The organism is Ignavibacteria bacterium (assembly GCA_016873775.1).
Lineage (GTDB): Bacteria > Bacteroidota > Ignavibacteria > UBA10030 > F1-140-MAGs086 > JAGXRH01.
Genome location: VGWC01000003.1, coordinates 40,921 through 61,238 on the forward strand (window position 1 = coordinate 40,921; position 20,318 = coordinate 61,238).

Genomic DNA, 20,318 nt, shown 5'->3' on the forward strand with positions numbered 1-20,318 from the left:
ATTCGTTAATCGTTATCTGAAAATTTATGGCGATGGGAAAAATTTCTATCGCCATTCTTTTATTGTTGCAATGAAAACAACAGTTATTGAAGAATATCATTGGAGAAAAAAAACAGCAGTTCCATCATATTTCATATTCAGTTGTTCAATCGGAATCTCTTTTGCACATCATTCATTTTTAGTAAATTTTGCATCCAAATTTTATGAAAAGAAAATCAAATTATCCTGCACTAGTTCTTCACGGAGGTGCGTGGGATATTCCCGATGATTTAGTAGAAGCGCATTTCGTGGGTATCCGAAAAGCGTTGCACATTGGATGGAAAATTTTAAAGAACGGCGGCTCGTCGGTAGATGCAGTGGAAAAAACGATTACAAATATGGAAGACAATCCGACGTTTGATGCAGGAAAGGGTTCGTTTCTTAATGCGCTCGGTGAAATTGAGCTTGATGCAAGTATAATGAATGGGAAAACGTTTCGCGCTGGTGCTGTTGCCGCGGTAAAAAATATTCGCAATCCAATTTCGCTTGCGCGAATGATTATGGACAAGAGCGAACATATTTTGCTTGTTGGCATTGGTGCAATTCGATTTGCGAAAGAGCACGGCATAACACCGTGCGCAATGGAAGATTTATTAATCGGACGTGAATTGCAACGGTGGTTGGAATTACAAAAAGAGCCGCTTTCTTCGACAAAAGATGTATTTCGTTCACAAAAGAAAAAAAATATTCCATCGGGAACAGTTGGAGTTGTCGCAATGGATTGCAACAGGAATATTTGTGCTGGAACTTCTACGGGCGGCACCCCGAATAAATATCCCGGTCGAGTTGGTGATTCGCCGCTTATTGGTTGCGGAACCTATGCGGATAATGATATTGGTGGAGTTTCGACAACTGGTTGGGGAGAAGCGATGATAAAAGTAGTGATGGCGAAAACGATTATTGATATTATGGAACAAAGTAATGGAAACGGAAATGTTGCCGCAGAAAAAGGAATCGAACTTTTGCAGAAAAAAGCAAGTGGGTACGGAGGAGCAATAACGTTAAATATCTACGGTGAAATTGGGATCGCTTTTAATACGCCGAGAATGGCGCGTGGGTATATTACAGCAGGAATGAAAAAACCAATAATTGAAGTGTAGTTGTGTCTCAACATCTTAAATTTCTTGCAAGACATACCAATGAATTGCTCCATCAGTTATTCTCCAATGCGTTTCCGGCAGACAAAGTCGTTGGAAATTTTTTCCATCAACGAAAGTATCTTGGTTCGCACGACCGTGCTGCAATTTCTGATTGTGTTTATGGAATTATTCGTAATCTCAAGATGTTGGAATCGTTTCTTGCTTCTGTTGTAGAGCGTGAAATTTATACAACACACGAGCAGCGTTTTATCGCATATTATATCCTGTATCAAGCGCTTTTCACTTCAACTTCGCGTGAAAAATTAATAACCGAATTTGCCGATGTATGGAATTCGTTCTCTCCTCAAAAGCCACTCGGAGAATTTCTCGACACGGTCTCTCTCGATTTCTTGAATGAACACAGCGATGTTTCTGTTACGGAAATGCTTGGAATGGAATATTCGTTTCCGCCATGGTTAGTGGAAAAATTTTTTCTGCAATATGGAAACGAACAAATTCGGCAATTGTTATATTCGCTCAATACGCAAGCGCCAATAACCATTCGTATTAATACAATCAAATGCTCTCGCGAAGAGTGTAAACAAAAATTACTGGAGGAAGGAATTCAAACGACGGAAACGAAATATTCTCCGTACGGATTAACGTTCACGAAGCGATTAAATATTTTTGAAATCAGTTTGTTCAAAAAAGGATGGTTTGAAATTCAGGATGAAGGCAGTCAATTGATTAGCGCACTTGTGAACGCTCAACCGCACGAACTGATTATTGACGCTTGCTCCGGAGCAGGTGGAAAATCTCTTGCGATGGTGATGGGGATGAGAAATAATGGAAGAGTTTTAGCAGTAGATATTTCCAAGACTAAAATAGCGCGATTGAAAAAACGCCGACTGCGTGCGGGTGCAACAATACTGAAGTTTAGTACTGTTGAGCAGTTGAAACGAAAACCTCAAATTTCAAGTGCAGATGCAGTGCTGGTTGATGTCCCATGTTCCGGAACAGGAAGAATTCGTCGAGACCCATTTTTGAAAACTCTGTTGAATGAAGAAATGATTCGTACATATTGCGGAGAACAACAAAACCTTCTGAACTTTTATTCTTCGTATGTTAAAAGCGGAGGTCGTTTGATTTATTCAACGTGTTCACTTTTGAAAGAAGAAAATGAAAATATTGTAGAAAATTTTTTACGATTGAATAAGAATTTTCAGAGCGTTTCTGTTTCAACATGGTCAGAAAAATTTTTGAAACCATTAACGGAAGGGAAAAAATATTTCCAGTGTTTACCTCATCTTCACGGTACCGATGGTTTCTTTGGCGCCGTACTGAAGAAAGTTGAAGAATGATCAACGAAAACATTTTCCATAATTAAAGAACTAAAACTAATCTTCTAGTATGAAAAAACTCCATTACATATTTGTCGTCGTCTTTTTTTCGCTAACTATAGTTTCTTGTAGTATTAACGATGCAGAAATGTTTCAACAAGTGCAACAAATGCTTAGCGAAAAAAGATATAATGAAGCGGTGGAGACTCTGAAAGAGATCGTCGATAAAAAACCGAACGGAGAATATGCAGAAAAATCGCAGTATGCGTTGATTTCGTTATATCAAACCGAATTGCAGAATCCCGCGTTAGCAATTCAGGAATCGAGAAAATACATTCAATTATTTCCTGAATCGGGAAAAAATGCGAGTGTGTATTTTATGATAGGATTTATTTTCAACAATGAATTGAAACAAACCGACAGCGCGAGAATTGCGTATGAAGAATTTCTCTTGCGTTTTCCAAATTCTGAAATGGCAAAATCTGCCGAGTTTGAACTGAAAAATCTCGGGAAAGATGTCAACGATATTTTCCGTTCTCAACTCCTTGATACAACAAAAAAAGAACCGTTTGTTGTGCAACAAAAAACGGAACCAACAAAGGAATGACGCAATCCCATTCCGATTATCGGAAATACTTTGACCCGAACGTTCTTTCTAAAATTTCGAATATGGAACTTCGCGCTCGACTTGTTGTTGAAGGATTTATTACTGGACTTCATCATTCACCGTATCACGGATTTAGTGTTGAATTTGCTGAACATCGTCAATATATGCCCGGCGACGAAATCAGAAATATTGATTGGAAAGTATTCGGAAAAACAGATAGGTATTACGTGAAACAATATGAAGAAGAAACGAATTTAAAATCGTATCTGATTGTTGATGCGAGTTCATCGATGGCATTTCGAGGAGATAACAGAATTACGAAACTCGAGTATGTTTCATTTCTAGCGAGCGCACTTGCATATTTAATGGTTCGTCAGCAGGATGCAGTAGGTCTTACGATTTTTGATGAAACTATTCGCACTACATTACCCCCGCATGCAACATCTGTTTTTCTTGTAGAAATATTTAAAGCGCTTTCCCGACTTCAACCGAGTAATAGAACGAACACAGCGAAATCGTTGCATAGCATTGCTGAACAAATAAAACGTCGTGGTCTTGTTATCATCTTTAGCGATTTATTCGATGTATCGAATGACGTTCTTTCCGCGTTAAAACATTTTCGTCACAAAAAAAATGAAGTCATACTTTTCCATATTCTTAATCCGATGGAACGAACATTTTCGTTTGAAAATGATGCACTGTTCAAAGATATGGAAACAAGGGAAGAAATGATTACGCGACCGCATCATATTCGCAAAGCATATCAAGAAGCGTTGAACGATTTTATTGCTTTCTATAGAAAAGAATGTAGGGAAAATATGATTGACTATGTATTGCTCGATACCGCGACACCGTTTGATACTGCACTTCTCGAATATCTTCACAAACGTCAGCGTCTCCTATAATTTTTTTTAAAATACTTTGAGTAAACGTTTAAAAGTTGTCGTAGTTGACCCATTGTGTCAAGGTCCTTATTACGATTACTATTTGTGTTCTGCGCTACAACGTGCAGGAATGGATGTAGAACTATGGACGCGTGAACCGAAATTTTTAAAAGATTATTTTTCGCATACTGCGTTTCGCGTTCGGAAACTAACAAGATTTTCTCGAGCATTATTCGGCGAGTCGTCATTTGGAAAATTCTTCAAATACCTTGAGTTATTGACGATAGATTTTTTTTTCTACTTCATAAAATGTTTGCGGAGCGATGTTGTACATATTCAGTGGTTCTCTCCTCCTCCGATGTTGTATGTAGAGCGATATGTATATTCGCTCTTGAAAAATTTTGACATTCGACTTGTTTTTACGGCTCACAATGTATTTCCTCATTCAACACCGTATCAATTTAAAAAAGAACTGCAAAAGATTTATTCAACGTTTCATACCATAACGGTAATGAATACGTATAGCAAAACGATATTGAGCAACGAATTTTCACTGGCAACGACAAACGTCGAAATCATTCCACACGGTCCAATTTTTCACGACTTTATACGACTTTCTCAAACACAATCAAAGCAGAAACTCAATATTGATGTACGGATGAACGTTATTCTGTTTCAGGGTTTTTTGCGTGCGTACAAAGGAATTGATTTTTTATTGGAAACATTTTCTCGGTTTCTCCAATTGCATCCCAATTCGATACTCGTGCTTGCCGGAATGGGAAAATCGGATTATGTTCTGGATGTGAAAAAATCTATTTCCCGTTTATCTATTCCTGAAACCAATATTCTTGCTCCGTTTCAGTACGTAACTCCGAATCAAATTCCTATATATTACGCCTCTGCAGATGTCGTTGTTTTTCCCTATGAGCATATTTATCAAAGCGGTGCGTTATTTACTGCGATGAGTTTTAAGAAAGCAGTAATTGCGACAGACGTTGGTGGATTTGCTGAACTGATTGAAAATAATATCAATGGGAAATTAATAGAATATGGAAACACGGAACAATTTATTTCTGCATTGCAGGAAATAATTTTTTCAAAAGAAAAAAAAGAAATGTTTGAAAAAAATGCTTTTCATAAAGTAACCAATGAATGTTCGTGGGAAATGATTGCAGAGAAAACAATCAACGTGTATCGTAAACCGTGAGTCGTGAGTCGTGAATCTCCAATTTCTACCCTCAACACTTGAACCTTCAAACATCGAACGCAATGAAACCATTCTCGTCAAAGGTGCGCGTGTTCATAACTTAAAAAACATAGATGTCGCAATTCCGCGCAATCAACTTACAGTAATTACAGGGCTTTCCGGTTCCGGAAAATCATCACTCGCGTTTGATACAATTTATGCAGAAGGACAACGTCGTTATGTCGAAACGCTTTCCGCTTATGCGCGTCAATTTCTCGGAACATTTGAGCGACCTGATGTTGATGATATTCAAGGTTTATCACCATCAATTGCGATTGAGCAAAAAATAGTTAGTCAGAACCCACGTTCAACTGTTGGAACTGTTACTGGGATTTACGATTTTCTTCGTGTGTTGTTTGCTCGCGCAGGGACGCAATTTTGTGTGAACTGCGATAAAGAAGTTTCAAAACAAACGTCCGATGAAATTATTGATAAGTTGATGCAGCACAATGTAGGAACAAAATTGACAATTCTTGCGCCTGTTGTTCGCGGAAGAAAAGGACATTATCGGGAATTGTTTGAAAGTTTGACGAAAAACGGATTTGCACGTATTCGTGTTGACGGCGAAATTCGTGAACTCGAAAAAGTTTTACAAGTTGACCGATACAAAATTCATAACATCGAAGTTGTGATTGATAGAATTGTCATGAAATACGATATTCGTTCTCGTATCGCTGATGCAGTTGAACTTGCATTACGAATCGGCGAAGGGATACTCTTTGCAGAAGTTCACGGCCTCGATATGCTGTTCTCGAAACTGCTTTCGTGTGCAACGTGTGGAAAAAGTTACGAAGAACCTGCCCCGAATACATTTTCGTTTAATTCACCGTACGGCGCATGTGCTTCGTGCGATGGACTTGGGGAGCATAAGGATTTTGATGAACGGTTGATTATTCCAAACGTCAAACGTTCTATCAATGAAGGTGGAATTGCTCCATTCGGAAAGCCGCGCTCAACGTGGATTTTCAGTCAATTAAAAGCGGTGGTTGCCCATTATGGTTTCACTTTCGATACGCCGTTGCATAAAATATTGAGTAAGTGCCGCGAAGTTGTATTCTTCGGCTCAAAAGAGAAGTTTGAAGTTCCGTACGTATTTTCTTCGGGAAGACAAGTAACATACTCACATCGCTTTGATGGAATTTTTACCATTCTCAAACATCAATATTCAAATTCTCCAACTATTCGAATGCGCGAACGTGCTGAAGCGTATATGCAAACAACGATGTGCAGCGAATGTAACGGCGGACGGTTGAAAGGAGAAAGTCTTGCAATAAAACTCGTTGATGTGAAAACTGAACAGCGATATACCATTGACGATGTTGTAAAAATTTCTCTCAGCGATGCAAGAGAATTATTGCGAACGCTTCAACTTTCCAAGCGTAAAAAATTGATTGCAGAATTACTGTTGAAAGAAATCAATGAGCGTTTGGATTTTTTGCTCAATCTTGGTCTCAATTATCTTTCACTCGATAGAACAGCTCGAACACTTTCCGGCGGTGAATCGCAGCGTATTCGTCTTGCAACGCAAATCGGAGCGCAATTGCGTGGAGTGCTCTATGTCCTCGATGAACCGAGTATCGGTTTGCATCAACGCGACAATTTACAATTGATTCAATCGTTGCAATCATTGTGCGAATTAGGTAATACGATCATCGTAGTAGAACACGATAAAGAGATTATGGAACGCGCGGATTACATTATTGATTTAGGCCCCGGCGCGGGCGAACACGGAGGGAAAATTGTTGCACTCGGAAAACCAAATGCGTTACAAGTTGCGAGTTACGAGTTACAAGTTTCAAGTAGAGTGCAGAGAGTAGAAAGCAGAGAAACAACTTACGATGTACGATTTACAGATTTCGATTCTCCATCCATAAACCACAAGCCACAAGCAACAAACCATCACTCTCTAACGTTTGAATATTTAGCAAACTCCCGACTCATTGACGTTCCAAAAGTGCGACGCAAAGGAAACGGAAAATTTTTTTCGTTAAAAGAATGTTCTGGAAACAATTTGAAAAAGATTGATGTAAGATTTCCTTTGGGAACATTTATATGTGTAACAGGAGTCAGCGGTTCCGGAAAATCTACGCTTGTTTCCGAAACGTTGTTCAGAATTTTATCACGCGAGATTTATCAATCGAAAGAAGTTCCGCTTCCGTATAAAAAAGTTTCCGGAATTGATAACATTGATAAAGTAATTGAAATTGACCAATCGCCAATCGGAAGAACGCCGCGCTCCAATCCTGCAACATACACGGGATTGTTCACATTCATTCGCGATTTATTTGCTCAACTTCCCGAATCGAAAATTCGCGGATACAAACCCGGAAGGTTTAGTTTCAACGTGAAAGGTGGACGATGTGAAAACTGTGAAGGAGATGGCATTAAAAAAATTGAAATGAATTTTCTTCCTGATGTATATGTTACCTGTGAAGTCTGCAACGGCAAACGCTACAACAGAGAAACGCTCGAAGTTCTTTACAAAAGTAAATCCATCGCCGAAGTTCTGGAAATGACAGTGGAAGATGCGCTTGCGTTTTTCGATGAACATTTGCCGATGAAACGCAAATTACAAACGCTCGACAATGTTGGACTTGGCTATATTCGTTTGGGACAGCAAGCAACAACACTTTCCGGCGGTGAAGCGCAACGTGTAAAACTTTCTTCCGAACTTTCCAAAATCGGAACGGGAAAAACGTTGTACATTCTCGACGAACCAACAACGGGATTACACTTTGAAGATATTCGCGTTCTGCTTTCCGTTTTGAATAAACTTGTGGATAAAGGAAACACGATTATCGTCATCGAACACAATCTCGATGTCATAAAAACCGCCGATTATATTATTGATTTAGGTCCCGAAGGAGGCAATGGTGGAGGAAGAATTATAGCCAAAGGAACTCCCGAAGAAATTATAACTGTGAAAGAAAGTTATACGGGAAAGTTTTTGAAAGAGGAATTGAACTGATAAACATTCATACATACAGAACAAATTATATTCGTATCGAACCGCGAAATCCTCTCGAAGCATAATACGATTCCGCGCCGTTGTGATATACAAAGACTGTATCGTAGCGACGGTCGCAGAATAGTGCGCCACCGAGTTCTCTGATATTGGCAGGTGTTTTCACCCAACTCGAAGTTTTTGTATCGAACGATCCAAGTGTTTGCAATACGCGGTATTGTACTTCTGTGAAAATTTCAATCCCCATTGCAGCAGCCATATCCGTCACATTATTTTTGGGTTTATGTTCCTTTCTTGATTCCAACGCTTCTCGGTCGTAGCAAAGACTTCTTCGTTCTTTCGGACTTTCCGAAGAACAATCGCACAAAATATACTCATCTGTTTTTTTGTCATAACCAATAACATCGGGTTCGCCGCCGGTTCTTTCCATTTCATTCAGCGACCACAGTTTTTCGGGATTCGCTTCTAATTTTGCTTCAACTTTATTCCATTCAATTCCTTTATGGCGGTTTATATTTTTCTCAAAACGGGATTTCAATGTATTGAGGAGTTCCTCGCATTGTTTTGCAGATAATTGTTTTTTCATTCTAATGGTGTTGTTTCTTATTAACCGATTCTCCTTACTTCCTTAAAATCTTTTCCATTGCTCTTCCTTTTGCAAGTTCATCCACCAGTTTATCCATAGAGCGAATTAGTCGCATCAGTTTGTCTTCGGTTTCTTCCACTCGATAGCCACAAATTACACCTGTTATTTTTGGAACATTGGGATGAATTTGCGGAGCCTGAGCAAAAAATTTTTCCAAATCAGTTTTCTTGTTTATTACCTGTTGCAGCATTTGCTTGTTATATCCCGTAAGCCAGAAGAGAACGTCATCAAACTCTGCTTTTTTGCGTCCTTTTTTCTCCTTAGGAAAATTTTCAATCAGTGGAAAAATGTTTTGCACGTACCAAAAAATCTAAAACCTAAAACCTAAAACCTATTTCAACAATCAGAATTCCAATGAAAGCGAATTACCATCGTACAACAAATCCACTCGATAACGTAATGCCATCTACGTGAATATCTGATATGTATTTTCCAGCAGGAAAATCTGAGGATGGAGAAGTGGAAAACGTATTTATTGCTTCAAATTGTGCATCGCGGAATTTAATTTCGGAACGAACCCCAATCATCTCGGTAAAAAAATATTCTACGCTGTTCGTAACGTGAATTCCGATTCCGATGGAAGATGAACGTACTGACGGAAAGTCGTTGACGCTGAAATTTCTTTTTCCCCAATAAACTCCAACGCCGCCGCCGACATTCCAGAAAAATTTTTCGCTACTGATGGGAATAGAAAAATAACTGCTAAATTCGATTGGAACTATCGTAAATCCGTCGCGAATGGTGTACGAAGATAATGAATATTTTTTTTCAAGAACAAGGTGCTCAATAGTTATTCCGGCAATAAAATTTTTATCGATGAAATTCTTTCGTGCGTCTATTCCAAAACCTACAATGTTTTCAAACGTGCGGAATGTTGCATCATCAAACGGGATTGACGGATAGAACTTTGCCTCGTTTGTATAAGAAGAAAAAGCACAAACAGTAATTGTTTGTGCTTCACTTCGTAAGAAATTCAGTAATGTTGCAGTAAAAAGAACTGCAAGAATTTTTTTCATTGATTAACGGAAAAATGTATCTCTGTTATCAATAATAGTCGCTTCCGTTTTCAGATTTTGAAGCCATTCGTTCATAAATTTGCTACGCTTAGAATCATATAATTGCTTTCGCAGAGTTTCTTTTTCTGCAGCGAACGATGCGGAATCAAACGGAGTTCTGTTGAGAACGTGAATAATAAAAAATCCACGGTTGGGACTTTCAACGATAGAAGAAATATCTCCTTTGTTCATTGGTGAAACTGCTCCGAGAAAATACAAATCGCGCCCGATGCCCGTAACCGAACCGTTGAGTGTGAACGCATTTGCTTTGAGTACATTGAGCGTTGTATCAAACGTTTTCAATTTTCCTAATGAATCTCCTGCTGAAAGTTTTGCGCGAAATTGTTCTACCGTAGGTTTCAATCGTTCCATCTTTTTCGCACGTAATGTTCGCGCTTTTAAACTTGCTTCAATTTCATTGAACGGTTTTGTTCCTTCTTCGCGAATATCTATAACCTTGAAAACACCGTTTCCTTGTTGCGTTGAAATAATATCAGAAATAACTGTAGAATCATTCTCGAATGCGAATCGCACTAATCTCGAATGTTGTCCAATACCGGGAACAAATGTACTTTTCTTATTGAAGGAAGCAGTTTTACGAACTTCTCTGTTCATCATTTTTGCGACGCTGTCAAAACCTATTTCCAAAGCACTTTTGTGAAAGTTTTGCACTTCTTTCTCTACGTCATTTCTGGTTTTTGCGCTCGGTTCAATTTTCATCACGATGTCAGAAATTTTTAATGCTCTGTTATCATTGCCGGTTACTTTGATGATATGCAAACCGAATTGTGTGCGAACAGGACCGACAATTTCATTCCGTTTTGCCTTGAACGCTGCGTCTTCAAATGGTTTTACCATTCTTCCTTTTCCGAACCATCCTAAATCACCGCCGCTACTTGCTGAACCATCAGCTGAATATTGCGAAGCAAGTTTTGCAAAATCTTCACCTTTCTTTGCACGCTGATACACCTCTTGAGCAAGTTTTTTAGTTGCAAGTGAATCTTCACCGAATTTGAGAAGGATATGACTTGCGCGGATAAATTCTGTCGTATCATTTTTTTCTTCTACAATTTTGATAAGATGAAATCCATCGAAATCTTTTATGGGACCAACGACATCGCCAATTGCTGCACTGAAAATTGCATCTTCACGGTCTTTACTAAGTTCACCGTGTTTAAAAAAAACATCGGATACGGGAACGTCAGAATAGTGTTTCTGTAATTCGATAAAATCTTCTCCGTTGTTTGCTTTTCGTTTTATATCTTCAAAATCTCTCAACACTGCATTCGTATCTTCAAGAGTCGGCTCTTCTTTAAAAAGAACATATGCTAACCGACGAGATGGCTCTTGTCGGTATTCATCACTGTGTTCCCGAAAAAACGTTTGAACGTCATCGTCGCTAACTGCAATACTATCTTTTACCAGCACATTTGGGTCAAACAAAATATATTCCGCATCAAGATGAATATTCTGCTCGGAAAATTTTTGAACAACTTCTCCTTCGGAAACAAAAATAGATGACATCAATGCGCTTTGCACTTTTTCCTGCAGCCGCATTTGTCGTAGTGTTTGTTCCACTTGCATTATGATTGTTTTATTTCGAGGGTCTTTTAATGCAGTTTCATATTGGTCACGGTTTAAATTTCCAGTAGAATCAATAAATTGTTGCGTAAGAAATTGCGGAGGATTATTTCCAAATACCCATTCTCTGATTTCGTCGTCATTCACTGAAAGTCCAATACGTTCTGCTTCTTGTTTGAGTAGTTCTTCGTTCACGACGCTATTAAACAATTGCTCGCGTACATTTTCTACTTGGCTTTCATCGAGTTCTTTTCCTTCGTTTTGTTGCTTCTGCTGTTCAATTGCTTGGTTCAGCTTTGCAGCGAATTCTTCATACGAAATCTCCGTATCGTTAATCGTTACTAACGCACTGTACTTTCCGCTTCGACCTTTGCGTCCCGTAATGTCCATTCCCCAATCAAGAACAATATAAATAATAAAAATACCGGCAAAAACGGCAAAAGCGGTAGTCATTCTATCGCGAATTTTTGTCATTAAAGGCATACTTAAAAACTTTCTATTTAAAAAATTGAGGAAAAAAATAGTGAAAAATCAATGATTCGCCAACGAAATGAGAGAGAGTTTTTTTATTCTGCAGAAAGGAATAATTTTTTTAGGGAATGGAAATCGCAAAGCGAAACTACGTTCTTTTTTTCTTGTGGAAAAATGCGTTGTAATGATGGAGGAAGTGAAATTTTTTCCCCGATTGCTTTTTCAACCACTTCTGGAAATTTACCATAATGCGCTGTTGCGGCAACGATAAACTGCTGATTGCTGACTGCTAAATTTTTTGAACGTTTTCTTGCTGCGCAAACTCCAACAGCAGTATGCGGGTCGAGAATATAATTCTTTCGCAGGTACGTTTCTCTGATTTCATTCAGTGTTTCTTCATCGGAAATCGCCATCGCATCAATATCGCTTTTCATTTTCTGAACATCATTTCCGTACAGAAATTGCATACGCGTTACATTGCTTGGATTTCCCACGTCCATTGCGTTGGAATATGTTTGAACAGATGAACGCGGCGAATATATTTCTGTAGAAAAATATTCGGGAACAACATTGTTTGCATTCGTTGCAGCAATACATCGAATTGGTAATCCCATATGTTTTGCATACAATGCTGCAGTCAAATTTCCGAGATTTCCACTTGGAACAACAATATTAATATTCGCGTCAATCTGCGTAGAACGATGTGGCTTCTTGAATTGTGAATAAGCCCAAACAAAATACACAAGTTGCGGAATCAATCTTCCGAGATTAATCGAGTTTGCAGTTGTCATATTTTTTTTCACGACAAGTTCCAAATCTGCTAATGCTTGCTTCACGAGTTTCTGGCAATCATCGAATGTTCCTTCCACTTCGATTGCATGAATGTTTTTGCCGAGCGTTGTGATTTGTTTTTCTTGTAACGGAGAAATTTTGCCCGATGGATATAAAACGTACACAGTAATATTCGGAACGTTGTAAAATCCGTTTGCGACGGCACTTCCCGTATCACCCGACGTTGCAACTATGATAGTGATTTCTTTTTTTTCTTGTTGTAAAAAATACGAAAGCGCTTCTGCCATAAATCGCGCGCCGATATCTTTAAATGCGAGCGTTGGTCCGTGAAATAATTCGAGCAGAAACAAATGTTCTTCTAATTGTACAAGCGGAATTGGAAAATTTAACGCGCGAGAAATAATTCTTTGCAAATCGGTTTTTGGAATTTCATCAATAAATTTTGATATAATTTCAAAACTGATTTCATGCAGAGAAAGATTTTCTAATTGAGAAAGCAAAGCAGGAGAGATGCGAGGTATATTTTCAGGAACAAACAAACCTCCATCGCTTGCAATGCCGGATAATAATGCATCACGAAATGATACCGATGGTGATTGTTTGTTTACACTAAGAAATTTCACTGGATAAAATATTCACGTGAAATAAAACGAGTGGAAAAAAGTGATAGTGGAATGGAGTTTTAGAGAAATGATAAAAAAAACTCTAACACTTCACTACTGTAAAACAGAGGAGATATTTCATTATGAATGTAATGACAATAATACTGTCAAACCTCTCTTGCTCCGCTCATATTTATTTTCGAGATATACGCTTCGGATTTTATTTTTGCAACTTTGGAAAATGTTTTTATCATCTCGTTTGCAATCTTTTTCGCTTTTGCAGGTGAATCTGCAATTGCAAATAATGATGGTCCAGAACCGGAAATCGAACAACCCAACGCTCCGCTTTCTATTGCAGATTGTTTTACTTCGTCAAATGCAGGAATAAGTTTTTTTCGCACCGGTTCAATCAACACATCTTCAACGCATTTGCCGACGAGGTTTGCATTCCCTTCGATTAATCCTGAAATCAATCCGCCGAAATTTCCACATTGAATTACTGCCGCTTTCAAATCTACAATGCGTGATAAAATGTTGCGCGCTTCTTCCGTGCGAATGACGATATGCGGATGAACAACAACCCAATGTAAAATATTTTTTACCGGAATTTGCACTACATCGAGAGGATAATAACTACGAATAAGGCACACTCCGCCAAGTAATGATGGAGCCGCATTATCCGCATGAGGAGCACCGCTCGCCATTCGCTCTCCTTCGACAGCGAAACGCAACAAATCTACTTTCTTCAACGGTTTTTTGAGAAAAGAATTGATAGCCAGAACCGATGCAACACTACTTGATGCGGAACTTCCTAATCCAGAACCAATTGGCATGAGTTTATTCAACATCATTTTAACGCCAAAATCGGGTTTGAATTCGTCCAACATCAATTGCGCTACGTATGCGGCAACATTATCCGATGGATTGATAGGAACATCTTTCACTGAGGTCTTCACCGAAAATGAAAGTGTGCATTCTTTTGTTTTTTCTGCAACGACAATATCGCCGGGTTTATCAATTGCAAGACCAATCGCATCGAATCCTGAACCAAGATTAGAAATTGTAGCGGGAGCAAAAAATTTTACTAAACGTTTGTTCATAGGTGGAACTTTTCTTATTGTTGTTTAAAAACGGTTTTAATAAGAGAATATTCTTTTAATTAACCAAACATTGAAAAAATTGTCACGCTTTCATTAATACGGCAAATAATGCACCAGTTTTAATACATCCGAAAATACTCCCATTGCAGTTACGTCTGCTCCAGCACCAGGTCCCTGAATAACCAGCGGTGTTTTGGAATATCGCTTTGTGGAAAAGGTAATCACATTATCGCTTCCTTTGGTTGATGCAAGCACGTGTTCACGTGGAATGTTTTTCAATATTGCAAACGCTTTATTTCCTTCGACAATTCCGATATAGCGAAGAACACAATTCTTTCGAGTAGCTTTTTCAAATCTCTGTTGAAAATCTCTATCGAATCGGGAAAATTTTTGCAATAATTCATTCGAGAATTTTTCTCTACGCAGTAGAAACGGCACAAGATTTTCGTAACGAACATCGCGAAGTTCCATCGTTTGACCTGTTTGCCGCGCAAGAATGAGAAGTTTTCGTGCAACGTCTTGTCCTGATAAATCATCGCGCGGATCTGGTTCAGTGTAACCGTGTTCAAATGCTGATTGCAACATTTCACTGAACGGAATATTTCCATCGTAATTATTGAATAAATAACTCAACGTTCCCGAAAACATTCCTTCGATTTTCAATACTGTATCACCGCTTGTAATTAAATCGTGCAGTGTGGAAATAATCGGGAGTCCCGCGCCGACATTTGCTTCAAAGAGAAAATATTTTTGTTTTCGCTTCAATAATTCAATGAATGCGGTATATTGTTTCAACGGAAGAACATTTGCTCGTTTGTTCGGCGTTACGATGTGCATATTTGCGTTGACGAAACCAGCGTATTCTTTCACAATATCATCGCTCGCCGTATTATCAACGAGCGCAACATTCACCAATTCAAGCGAAGAAATTTTATGAACTAGCTGTTGAACATTCATAATGTTTGCAGAAGTTTCAAGTTCTTCTTTCCATCGAGAAAGGTTTATTCCTTCACGCTGAAGAATAAATTTCCTGCTATTCGCAATACCAATCACTCGGATATCGTATCCTTCGTTGAATAATGATTGTTGCTGCTGATGTACTTGTTCAAGAAGCGCTTTCCCGATATTCCCAACGCCAAAAACAACGAGAGAAAGCCGTTTTCGTTTTTCAAAAAATGCTTGGTGAATAACGTTCAGCGCGCGTGTTTTATTTTTTTCATCAATCACAAACGAAATATTTCTTTCCGATGCTCCTTGCGCAATGGCAGAAATGTTGATATTATTCATTCCGAGCGATTGAAAAACTTTTCCCGAAACGCCAGGAGTTCCTTTCATTCCTTCACCAACAACTGCAACAATTGTTTGCTGTTGTTTTTCATCAAGCATCGTAAGTTTGTTTTGCAATTCGAGATGAAATTCTGTTCCAATCGCTCTTCGTACTTTCATTGCATCGTTCGTTGCAACTGCAAAACAAATCGTGTGTTCCGACGATGCTTGCGAAATTAAAATCACATTCACGGAATTTGCTGCAAGCGAATGAAATAATCGTTCTGCTGTTCCCGGAACTCCAACCATACTCAATCCGCGCAACGTGAAAAGCGTACAATCATCAACAGACGTAATTCCTTTCGCAACATCATCAAACGGTTTTGATTTTCGCGAAATCATTGTTCCCGGCGCATTTGGATTGAACGTATTTTTGATAACAATCGGAATATTTTTTGCAATCGCAGGAGCGATGGTTGCAGGATGTAATACTTTTGCGCCAAAGTACGAAAGTTCCATTGCTTCTTCGTACGACATTTGCGAAAGAACAAAAGCGGATTGAACAGCGCGCGGGTCAGCAGAAAGAACGCCATCAACATCTGTCCAAATTTCAATCGTATTCGCCTGTAATGCTGCACCGATAATAGCTGCAGTGTAATCGCTCCCGTTTCGTCCGATTGTTGTTGTGCGTCTATCTTCCGTTGACGCAATGAATCCTGTGACAATGGGAATGATTGTTTTCTTGTTTGAAAAAAGTTGAGAAAAATATCGTTTCGTTTTTGTATTCGTTTGCTCGAATAAAATATTTGCGTGTGTGAATTGGTCATCGGTAACAATAATTTCTCGCGCATCAACACAACACGATGCAGTTTTTGTTTTGAGAAATTCTGAAATAATCAATGCAGACAAACGCTCGCCGAAACTTGCTGTCAAATCAAGAGAGCGCCGAGGACAATCGTGCAGTAAATGTATTCCACGTAAAATATCTTTCAAATCTAAGAGCATTTTCTCAATGAGTTTTCGCGCGGAATTCTTTTTCCCGACGAGTGCATCGAACGCATCTAGATGTCGCTTTGAAATTGTGCGAAACAGCGATTGGTATTGTTCATTTCCTTTTTCAGAAAGTGAAGCACATACAAGAAGTTGATTTGTGATTCCCTGAAAAGCAGAAACGACGACAATAACTTTTTCTTTTTTGATTGCAGAAAGAATGATGTTTGCGACTTCTCGGATAACTTTTGGCGATGCAACCGATGAACCGCCGAATTTGAGAACTTTCATAAAATATTCTAATTTTAACTTTTGTAAATATAGTAATTTGTTCGTAGTCAGTAGTCAGAAATCAGTTGTCCGTAGTACGGAAAAGAGAAATTTTTTTTAGGAATTCCATCTTTCCTCTAATAATTTAAAATAGAAAATGTAAAATTGTCTATATTCACCTTAACTTTTAAACTCCAATGGAAACTACACTTCCCAGATTATATTTACTCGATGGAATGGCGATTGCTTATCGTTCGTATTATGCGTTCATTACCAATCCGCTCCGAACATCAAAAGGCGAAAACGTCAGCGCATTGTTTGGTTTTGCAAATACGTTATTCAAAATTTTAGATAGCGACAAACCGGAATATTTCGCCGTCGTGTTCGATACGAAAGAGCCGACGTTTCGTCATAAAATGTATGATGCATACAAAGCGACGCGACAAGAAATTCCAGAAGAACTTATTCCTCAACTCGACCAGTTGCGGGATTTGGTTCGCGCATTCAACATTTCCGTTCTCGAAATGCACGGTTACGAAGCCGATGATATTATGGGAACGCTTGCTCGCAAAGCGGAGAAAGAAAAAATTCTCACGTATCTTGTTACCGGCGATAAAGATTTTATGCAACTAATTTCGCCGTTTATCAAAATGTTGAAGCCGGGAAATGCAAACGCTGAATGGGAAATTATTGATAATGCCCACGTGCTGGAAAAATTCGGCGTACCTCCTTCGCAGGTGATTGATGTGCTTGGTTTGATTGGCGATAAAGTGGACAATGTTCCCGGCATTCCCGGCGTTGGCGAGAAAACTGCGATTCCACTCGTGCAGCAATTCGGCAGTATTGAAAACATTCTTACAAATATTGATAAAATTGAAAAAGCAGCGGTGAAAAAAAAATTTGAAGAACACAAAGCGCTTGCATTGCTTTCCAAAGAACTCGTAACGATTGATATCAATGTTCCTCTTGATGTAGATATTCACGAACTTAAAGCGAAAGAAAGAGATGTTGAACAACTTACAAAGTTGTTCACGCAGTTTGAGTTTAAGAATCTTCTGAAAAAAGTTACGAGTAACGTGTTACGAATTACAAATGAGAAAATAGATAACTCAAAACTTGTAACTCGTAACTCGCAACTTGAAACAGACGAAGATATCTCTTTCGATGTTGCAAAATTTGAAAAGACGACTGATATTACTAATGATGAACATAAGTATCATTTAGTTACGACGGAAAAAGATTTTTTGAAATTGTGTGAGAAACTTTCCAAGGCAAAACAGTTTGTATTCGATATGGAAACAACTTCGGAAAATGCGTTGGATGCGGACGTTGTCGGCGTATCGTTTTGTATGAAAGAGAGGGAAGCGTATTACGTTGCGGTTGAGTTTGTTCCTTCAATTGAGAAAGATGGCGGAGAAGAAATACAAGATTTATTTTCGACCAAGAAGAAAGTAGTTAGTAGTCAGAAGTCAGTAGATTCAAAATCGCCCACTCCACATCTCACATCTCAAATTACTATTGAGTCTGTGAAGAAATATCTCCAACCAGTTTTTGCAAACGAAAAGATTTTGAAGATTGCACAGAATGCAAAGTACGATGCGCATGTGTTGGCGAATTATGGGATTGTAACAAAGGGAGAAATTTTCGATACGATGATTGCGCATTTTGTTTTTCGGAATAACTCGCGGCACGGATTGGATTCGCTTGCGTTGGAATTTCTCAATTACAAAATGATTTCGTTTGATGATTTGCTCGGAACGGGACGAGAGAAAAAAAAGATTTGGGAAATTCCGTTCGAAAACATTTGCGAATACTCGTGTGAAGATGCTGATATGACGATGCGATTGTATAATGTGTTGAAAGAAAAATTGAAGAATGAAAAAACCACTAATTCTGTCATTCCGAGCGAAGCGAGAAATCTCCTTACAGTTTGCAACAATGTTGATTTCCCACTCGTTTTTGTTCTTTCTGAAATGGAACGCGCGGGACAAAAACTCGATACAAAATTTTTGAGTGAGTTATCGAAAGAATTGGAACGCAATCTTAAAAACATCGAGCAAGACATTTACCAATTCGCCGGAGAAACGTTCAACATCAATTCGCCGAAACAATTGCAAGATATTTTATTTGTAAAACTCGGATTGAAATCGTCGCGGAAAACGAAAACAGGATTTTCTACGGCAGAAGATGTGTTGGAAGATTTGCGCAACGAACATCCGCTCATCGAAAAACTTTTGGAACACCGTACAATGTACAAACTCAAGTCCACGTATGTTGATGCGTTGCCAAATCTCATCAATAAAAAAACGGGACGCGTGCACACTTCCTACAATCAAGTTGTTGCCGCGACTGGAAGATTATCGAGCAGCGAACCGAATTTGCAAAACATTCCGATTCGTACAGAAGTCAGTCGTTCGATTCGGAAAGCGTTTATTACGGATGACGGTTGGAGAATTCTTTCCGCAGATTATTCGCAAATCGAACTGCGCATTATGGCGGATATGAGCGGCGATGAGGGATTGCAAACAGCATTTCGGAATGGAGAAGATATTCATAGAGCAACAGCGGAGAAATTATTTGCGAGTTCTTCGATTGATACTCGCGAACAACGACGGCGTGCTAAGGAAGTGAATTTCGGGATTATGTATGGTATGGGACCGTTTGGCTTATCGCAGAGTTTGCAAATCCCACAGAATGAAGCGAAGGAGATTATTACGAAATACTTTGAGCGATTTCCGAAAGTGAAACAGTTCATTGAGGATACGAAAGCATATTGTCGGCGCACGGGTTATGTAGAAACACTGCTCGGTCGGCGACGGTATCTTCCTGATATTAATAGTAAGAATGGAAGTATTCGCTCGAATGCAGAACGACAAGCGATTAACGCGCCGATTCAGGGAACTGCGGCGGATATGATTAAGTTGGCGATGATAAAAATCTATGAGAAAGTTGCGAGTTACGAGTCGCGAGTTACGAGTTATGAATCACGAATTACGAACCACGAGTTACGAATGTTGCTGCAAGTTCACGACGAACTTGTTTTTGAAGTTGCGGAAAGCGTAGAGCATAGAGCAAAGAGTTTAATTTTGGATTGTATGAAAAATGCTTTGCCGCTTTCCGTTCCGGTGGAAGTGGAAATTGGAAGCGGGAAGAATTGGTTTGATGCGCATTGATTTCATTTTACATTTTATATTGAACATTTTAGATTGATTATTTTCAAAATTCAAAAGCAGTCATTCCGAAACCACATTTATGTGGATGAGGAATCTCTTTTGAAGTTGTCGAGGTTGAAAAAAGATTTCACAACTCTTTAAGTATATTTTCGCCCGAAAATTACTCCGCGTTACTCTGCGAAAAACTTTGAGCGACTTTGCGGTTAAACAAC

Annotated in this window: 14 protein-coding genes; 7 read left to right on the top strand and 7 right to left on the bottom strand. The window is 38.8% G+C overall.

Features of this window, described 5'->3' with window-relative positions; translation table 11 throughout:
• Window positions 1–203: 203 nt before the first annotated feature.
• The 6 genes from FJ218_00820 to uvrA are packed head-to-tail and all read left to right on the top strand — an operon-like array spanning window position 204 to window position 8,163.
• Window positions 204–1,139 (top strand): peptidase T, encoded by a 936-nt coding sequence (locus FJ218_00820; GenBank protein MBM4165463.1) that lies wholly within the window; start codon window positions 204–206, stop codon window positions 1,137–1,139.
• A 2-nt stretch (window positions 1,140–1,141) separates the two neighbouring features.
• The gene (locus tag FJ218_00825) at window positions 1,142–2,479 is read left to right on the top strand and encodes an RsmB/NOP family class I SAM-dependent RNA methyltransferase (GenBank protein ID MBM4165464.1); all 1,338 of its coding nucleotides are present in this window, start codon (window positions 1,142–1,144) and stop codon (window positions 2,477–2,479) included.
• A gap of 49 nt (window positions 2,480–2,528) precedes the next feature.
• Entirely contained in the window at window positions 2,529–3,065 is a 537-nt protein-coding gene (gene bamD, locus FJ218_00830) for an outer membrane protein assembly factor BamD (GenBank protein ID MBM4165465.1), read from the top strand.
• The gene (locus FJ218_00835; protein MBM4165466.1) at window positions 3,062–3,970 is read left to right on the top strand and encodes a DUF58 domain-containing protein; all 909 of its coding nucleotides are present in this window, start codon (window positions 3,062–3,064) and stop codon (window positions 3,968–3,970) included. Before bamD ends, FJ218_00835 begins: the two co-directional genes overlap by 4 nt.
• Window positions 3,971–3,986: 16 nt before the next feature.
• Window positions 3,987–5,156 (top strand): glycosyltransferase family 4 protein, encoded by a 1,170-nt coding sequence (locus FJ218_00840; GenBank protein MBM4165467.1) that lies wholly within the window; start codon window positions 3,987–3,989, stop codon window positions 5,154–5,156.
• Window positions 5,157–5,166: 10 nt separating this feature from the next.
• Window positions 5,167–8,163, top strand: a complete 2,997-nt coding sequence (uvrA, locus tag FJ218_00845; GenBank protein MBM4165468.1) for an excinuclease ABC subunit A — start codon at window positions 5,167–5,169, stop codon at window positions 8,161–8,163.
• Between the two features lie 25 nt (window positions 8,164–8,188).
• On the opposite strand, the gene FJ218_00850 is transcribed toward uvrA, so the two are convergent.
• The 7 genes from FJ218_00850 to thrA form a co-directional block, all read right to left on the bottom strand.
• On the bottom strand, window positions 8,189–8,746 hold the full coding sequence (locus FJ218_00850; GenBank protein MBM4165469.1) for a DUF4256 domain-containing protein: 558 nt from the start codon (window positions 8,744–8,746) through the stop codon (window positions 8,189–8,191).
• Between the two features lie 34 nt (window positions 8,747–8,780).
• Entirely contained in the window at window positions 8,781–9,116 is a 336-nt protein-coding gene (locus FJ218_00855; GenBank protein ID MBM4165470.1) for a DUF2200 domain-containing protein, read from the bottom strand.
• 55 nt (window positions 9,117–9,171) lie between these two features.
• Complete coding sequence (locus FJ218_00860) at window positions 9,172–9,822, bottom strand: hypothetical protein (GenBank protein ID MBM4165471.1); 651 nt, start codon at window positions 9,820–9,822, stop codon at window positions 9,172–9,174.
• A 3-nt stretch (window positions 9,823–9,825) separates the two neighbouring features.
• Window positions 9,826–11,925, bottom strand: coding sequence for a hypothetical protein (locus FJ218_00865; GenBank protein MBM4165472.1), 2,100 nt, complete (start codon window positions 11,923–11,925; stop codon window positions 9,826–9,828).
• 83 nt (window positions 11,926–12,008) lie between these two features.
• On the bottom strand, window positions 12,009–13,328 hold the full coding sequence (gene thrC / locus FJ218_00870; GenBank protein MBM4165473.1) for a threonine synthase: 1,320 nt from the start codon (window positions 13,326–13,328) through the stop codon (window positions 12,009–12,011).
• 146 nt (window positions 13,329–13,474) lie between these two features.
• Window positions 13,475–14,407, bottom strand: coding sequence for a homoserine kinase (locus tag FJ218_00875; GenBank protein ID MBM4165474.1), 933 nt, complete (start codon window positions 14,405–14,407; stop codon window positions 13,475–13,477).
• Window positions 14,408–14,500: 93 nt separating this feature from the next.
• Window positions 14,501–16,954, bottom strand: coding sequence for a bifunctional aspartate kinase/homoserine dehydrogenase I (gene thrA, locus FJ218_00880; GenBank protein ID MBM4165475.1), 2,454 nt, complete (start codon window positions 16,952–16,954; stop codon window positions 14,501–14,503).
• A gap of 176 nt (window positions 16,955–17,130) precedes the next feature.
• Between thrA and polA the strand changes: the two genes are divergently transcribed.
• Window positions 17,131–20,106 (top strand): DNA polymerase I, encoded by a 2,976-nt coding sequence (gene polA / locus FJ218_00885; protein ID MBM4165476.1) that lies wholly within the window; start codon window positions 17,131–17,133, stop codon window positions 20,104–20,106.
• The last annotated feature ends 212 nt before the right edge of the window (window positions 20,107–20,318 follow it).

Excerpts from the sequence above, each read along its gene's own strand:
- FJ218_00820 (MBM4165463.1), top strand. The coding sequence starts at position 204 with ATGAAAAGAAAATCAAATTATCCTGCACTAGTTCTTCACGGAGGTGCG.
- bamD (MBM4165465.1), top strand. The coding sequence starts at position 2,529 with ATGAAAAAACTCCATTACATATTTGTCGTCGTCTTTTTTTCGCTAACT.
- FJ218_00835 (MBM4165466.1), top strand. The coding sequence starts at position 3,062 with ATGACGCAATCCCATTCCGATTATCGGAAATACTTTGACCCGAACGTT.
- FJ218_00850 (MBM4165469.1), bottom strand. The coding sequence starts at position 8,746 with ATGAAAAAACAATTATCTGCAAAACAATGCGAGGAACTCCTCAATACA.
- FJ218_00860 (MBM4165471.1), bottom strand. The coding sequence starts at position 9,822 with ATGAAAAAAATTCTTGCAGTTCTTTTTACTGCAACATTACTGAATTTC.
- FJ218_00865 (MBM4165472.1), bottom strand. The coding sequence starts at position 11,925 with ATGCCTTTAATGACAAAAATTCGCGATAGAATGACTACCGCTTTTGCC.
- FJ218_00875 (MBM4165474.1), bottom strand. The coding sequence starts at position 14,407 with ATGAACAAACGTTTAGTAAAATTTTTTGCTCCCGCTACAATTTCTAAT.
- thrA (MBM4165475.1), bottom strand. The coding sequence starts at position 16,954 with ATGAAAGTTCTCAAATTCGGCGGTTCATCGGTTGCATCGCCAAAAGTT.
- polA (MBM4165476.1), top strand. The coding sequence starts at position 17,131 with ATGGAAACTACACTTCCCAGATTATATTTACTCGATGGAATGGCGATT.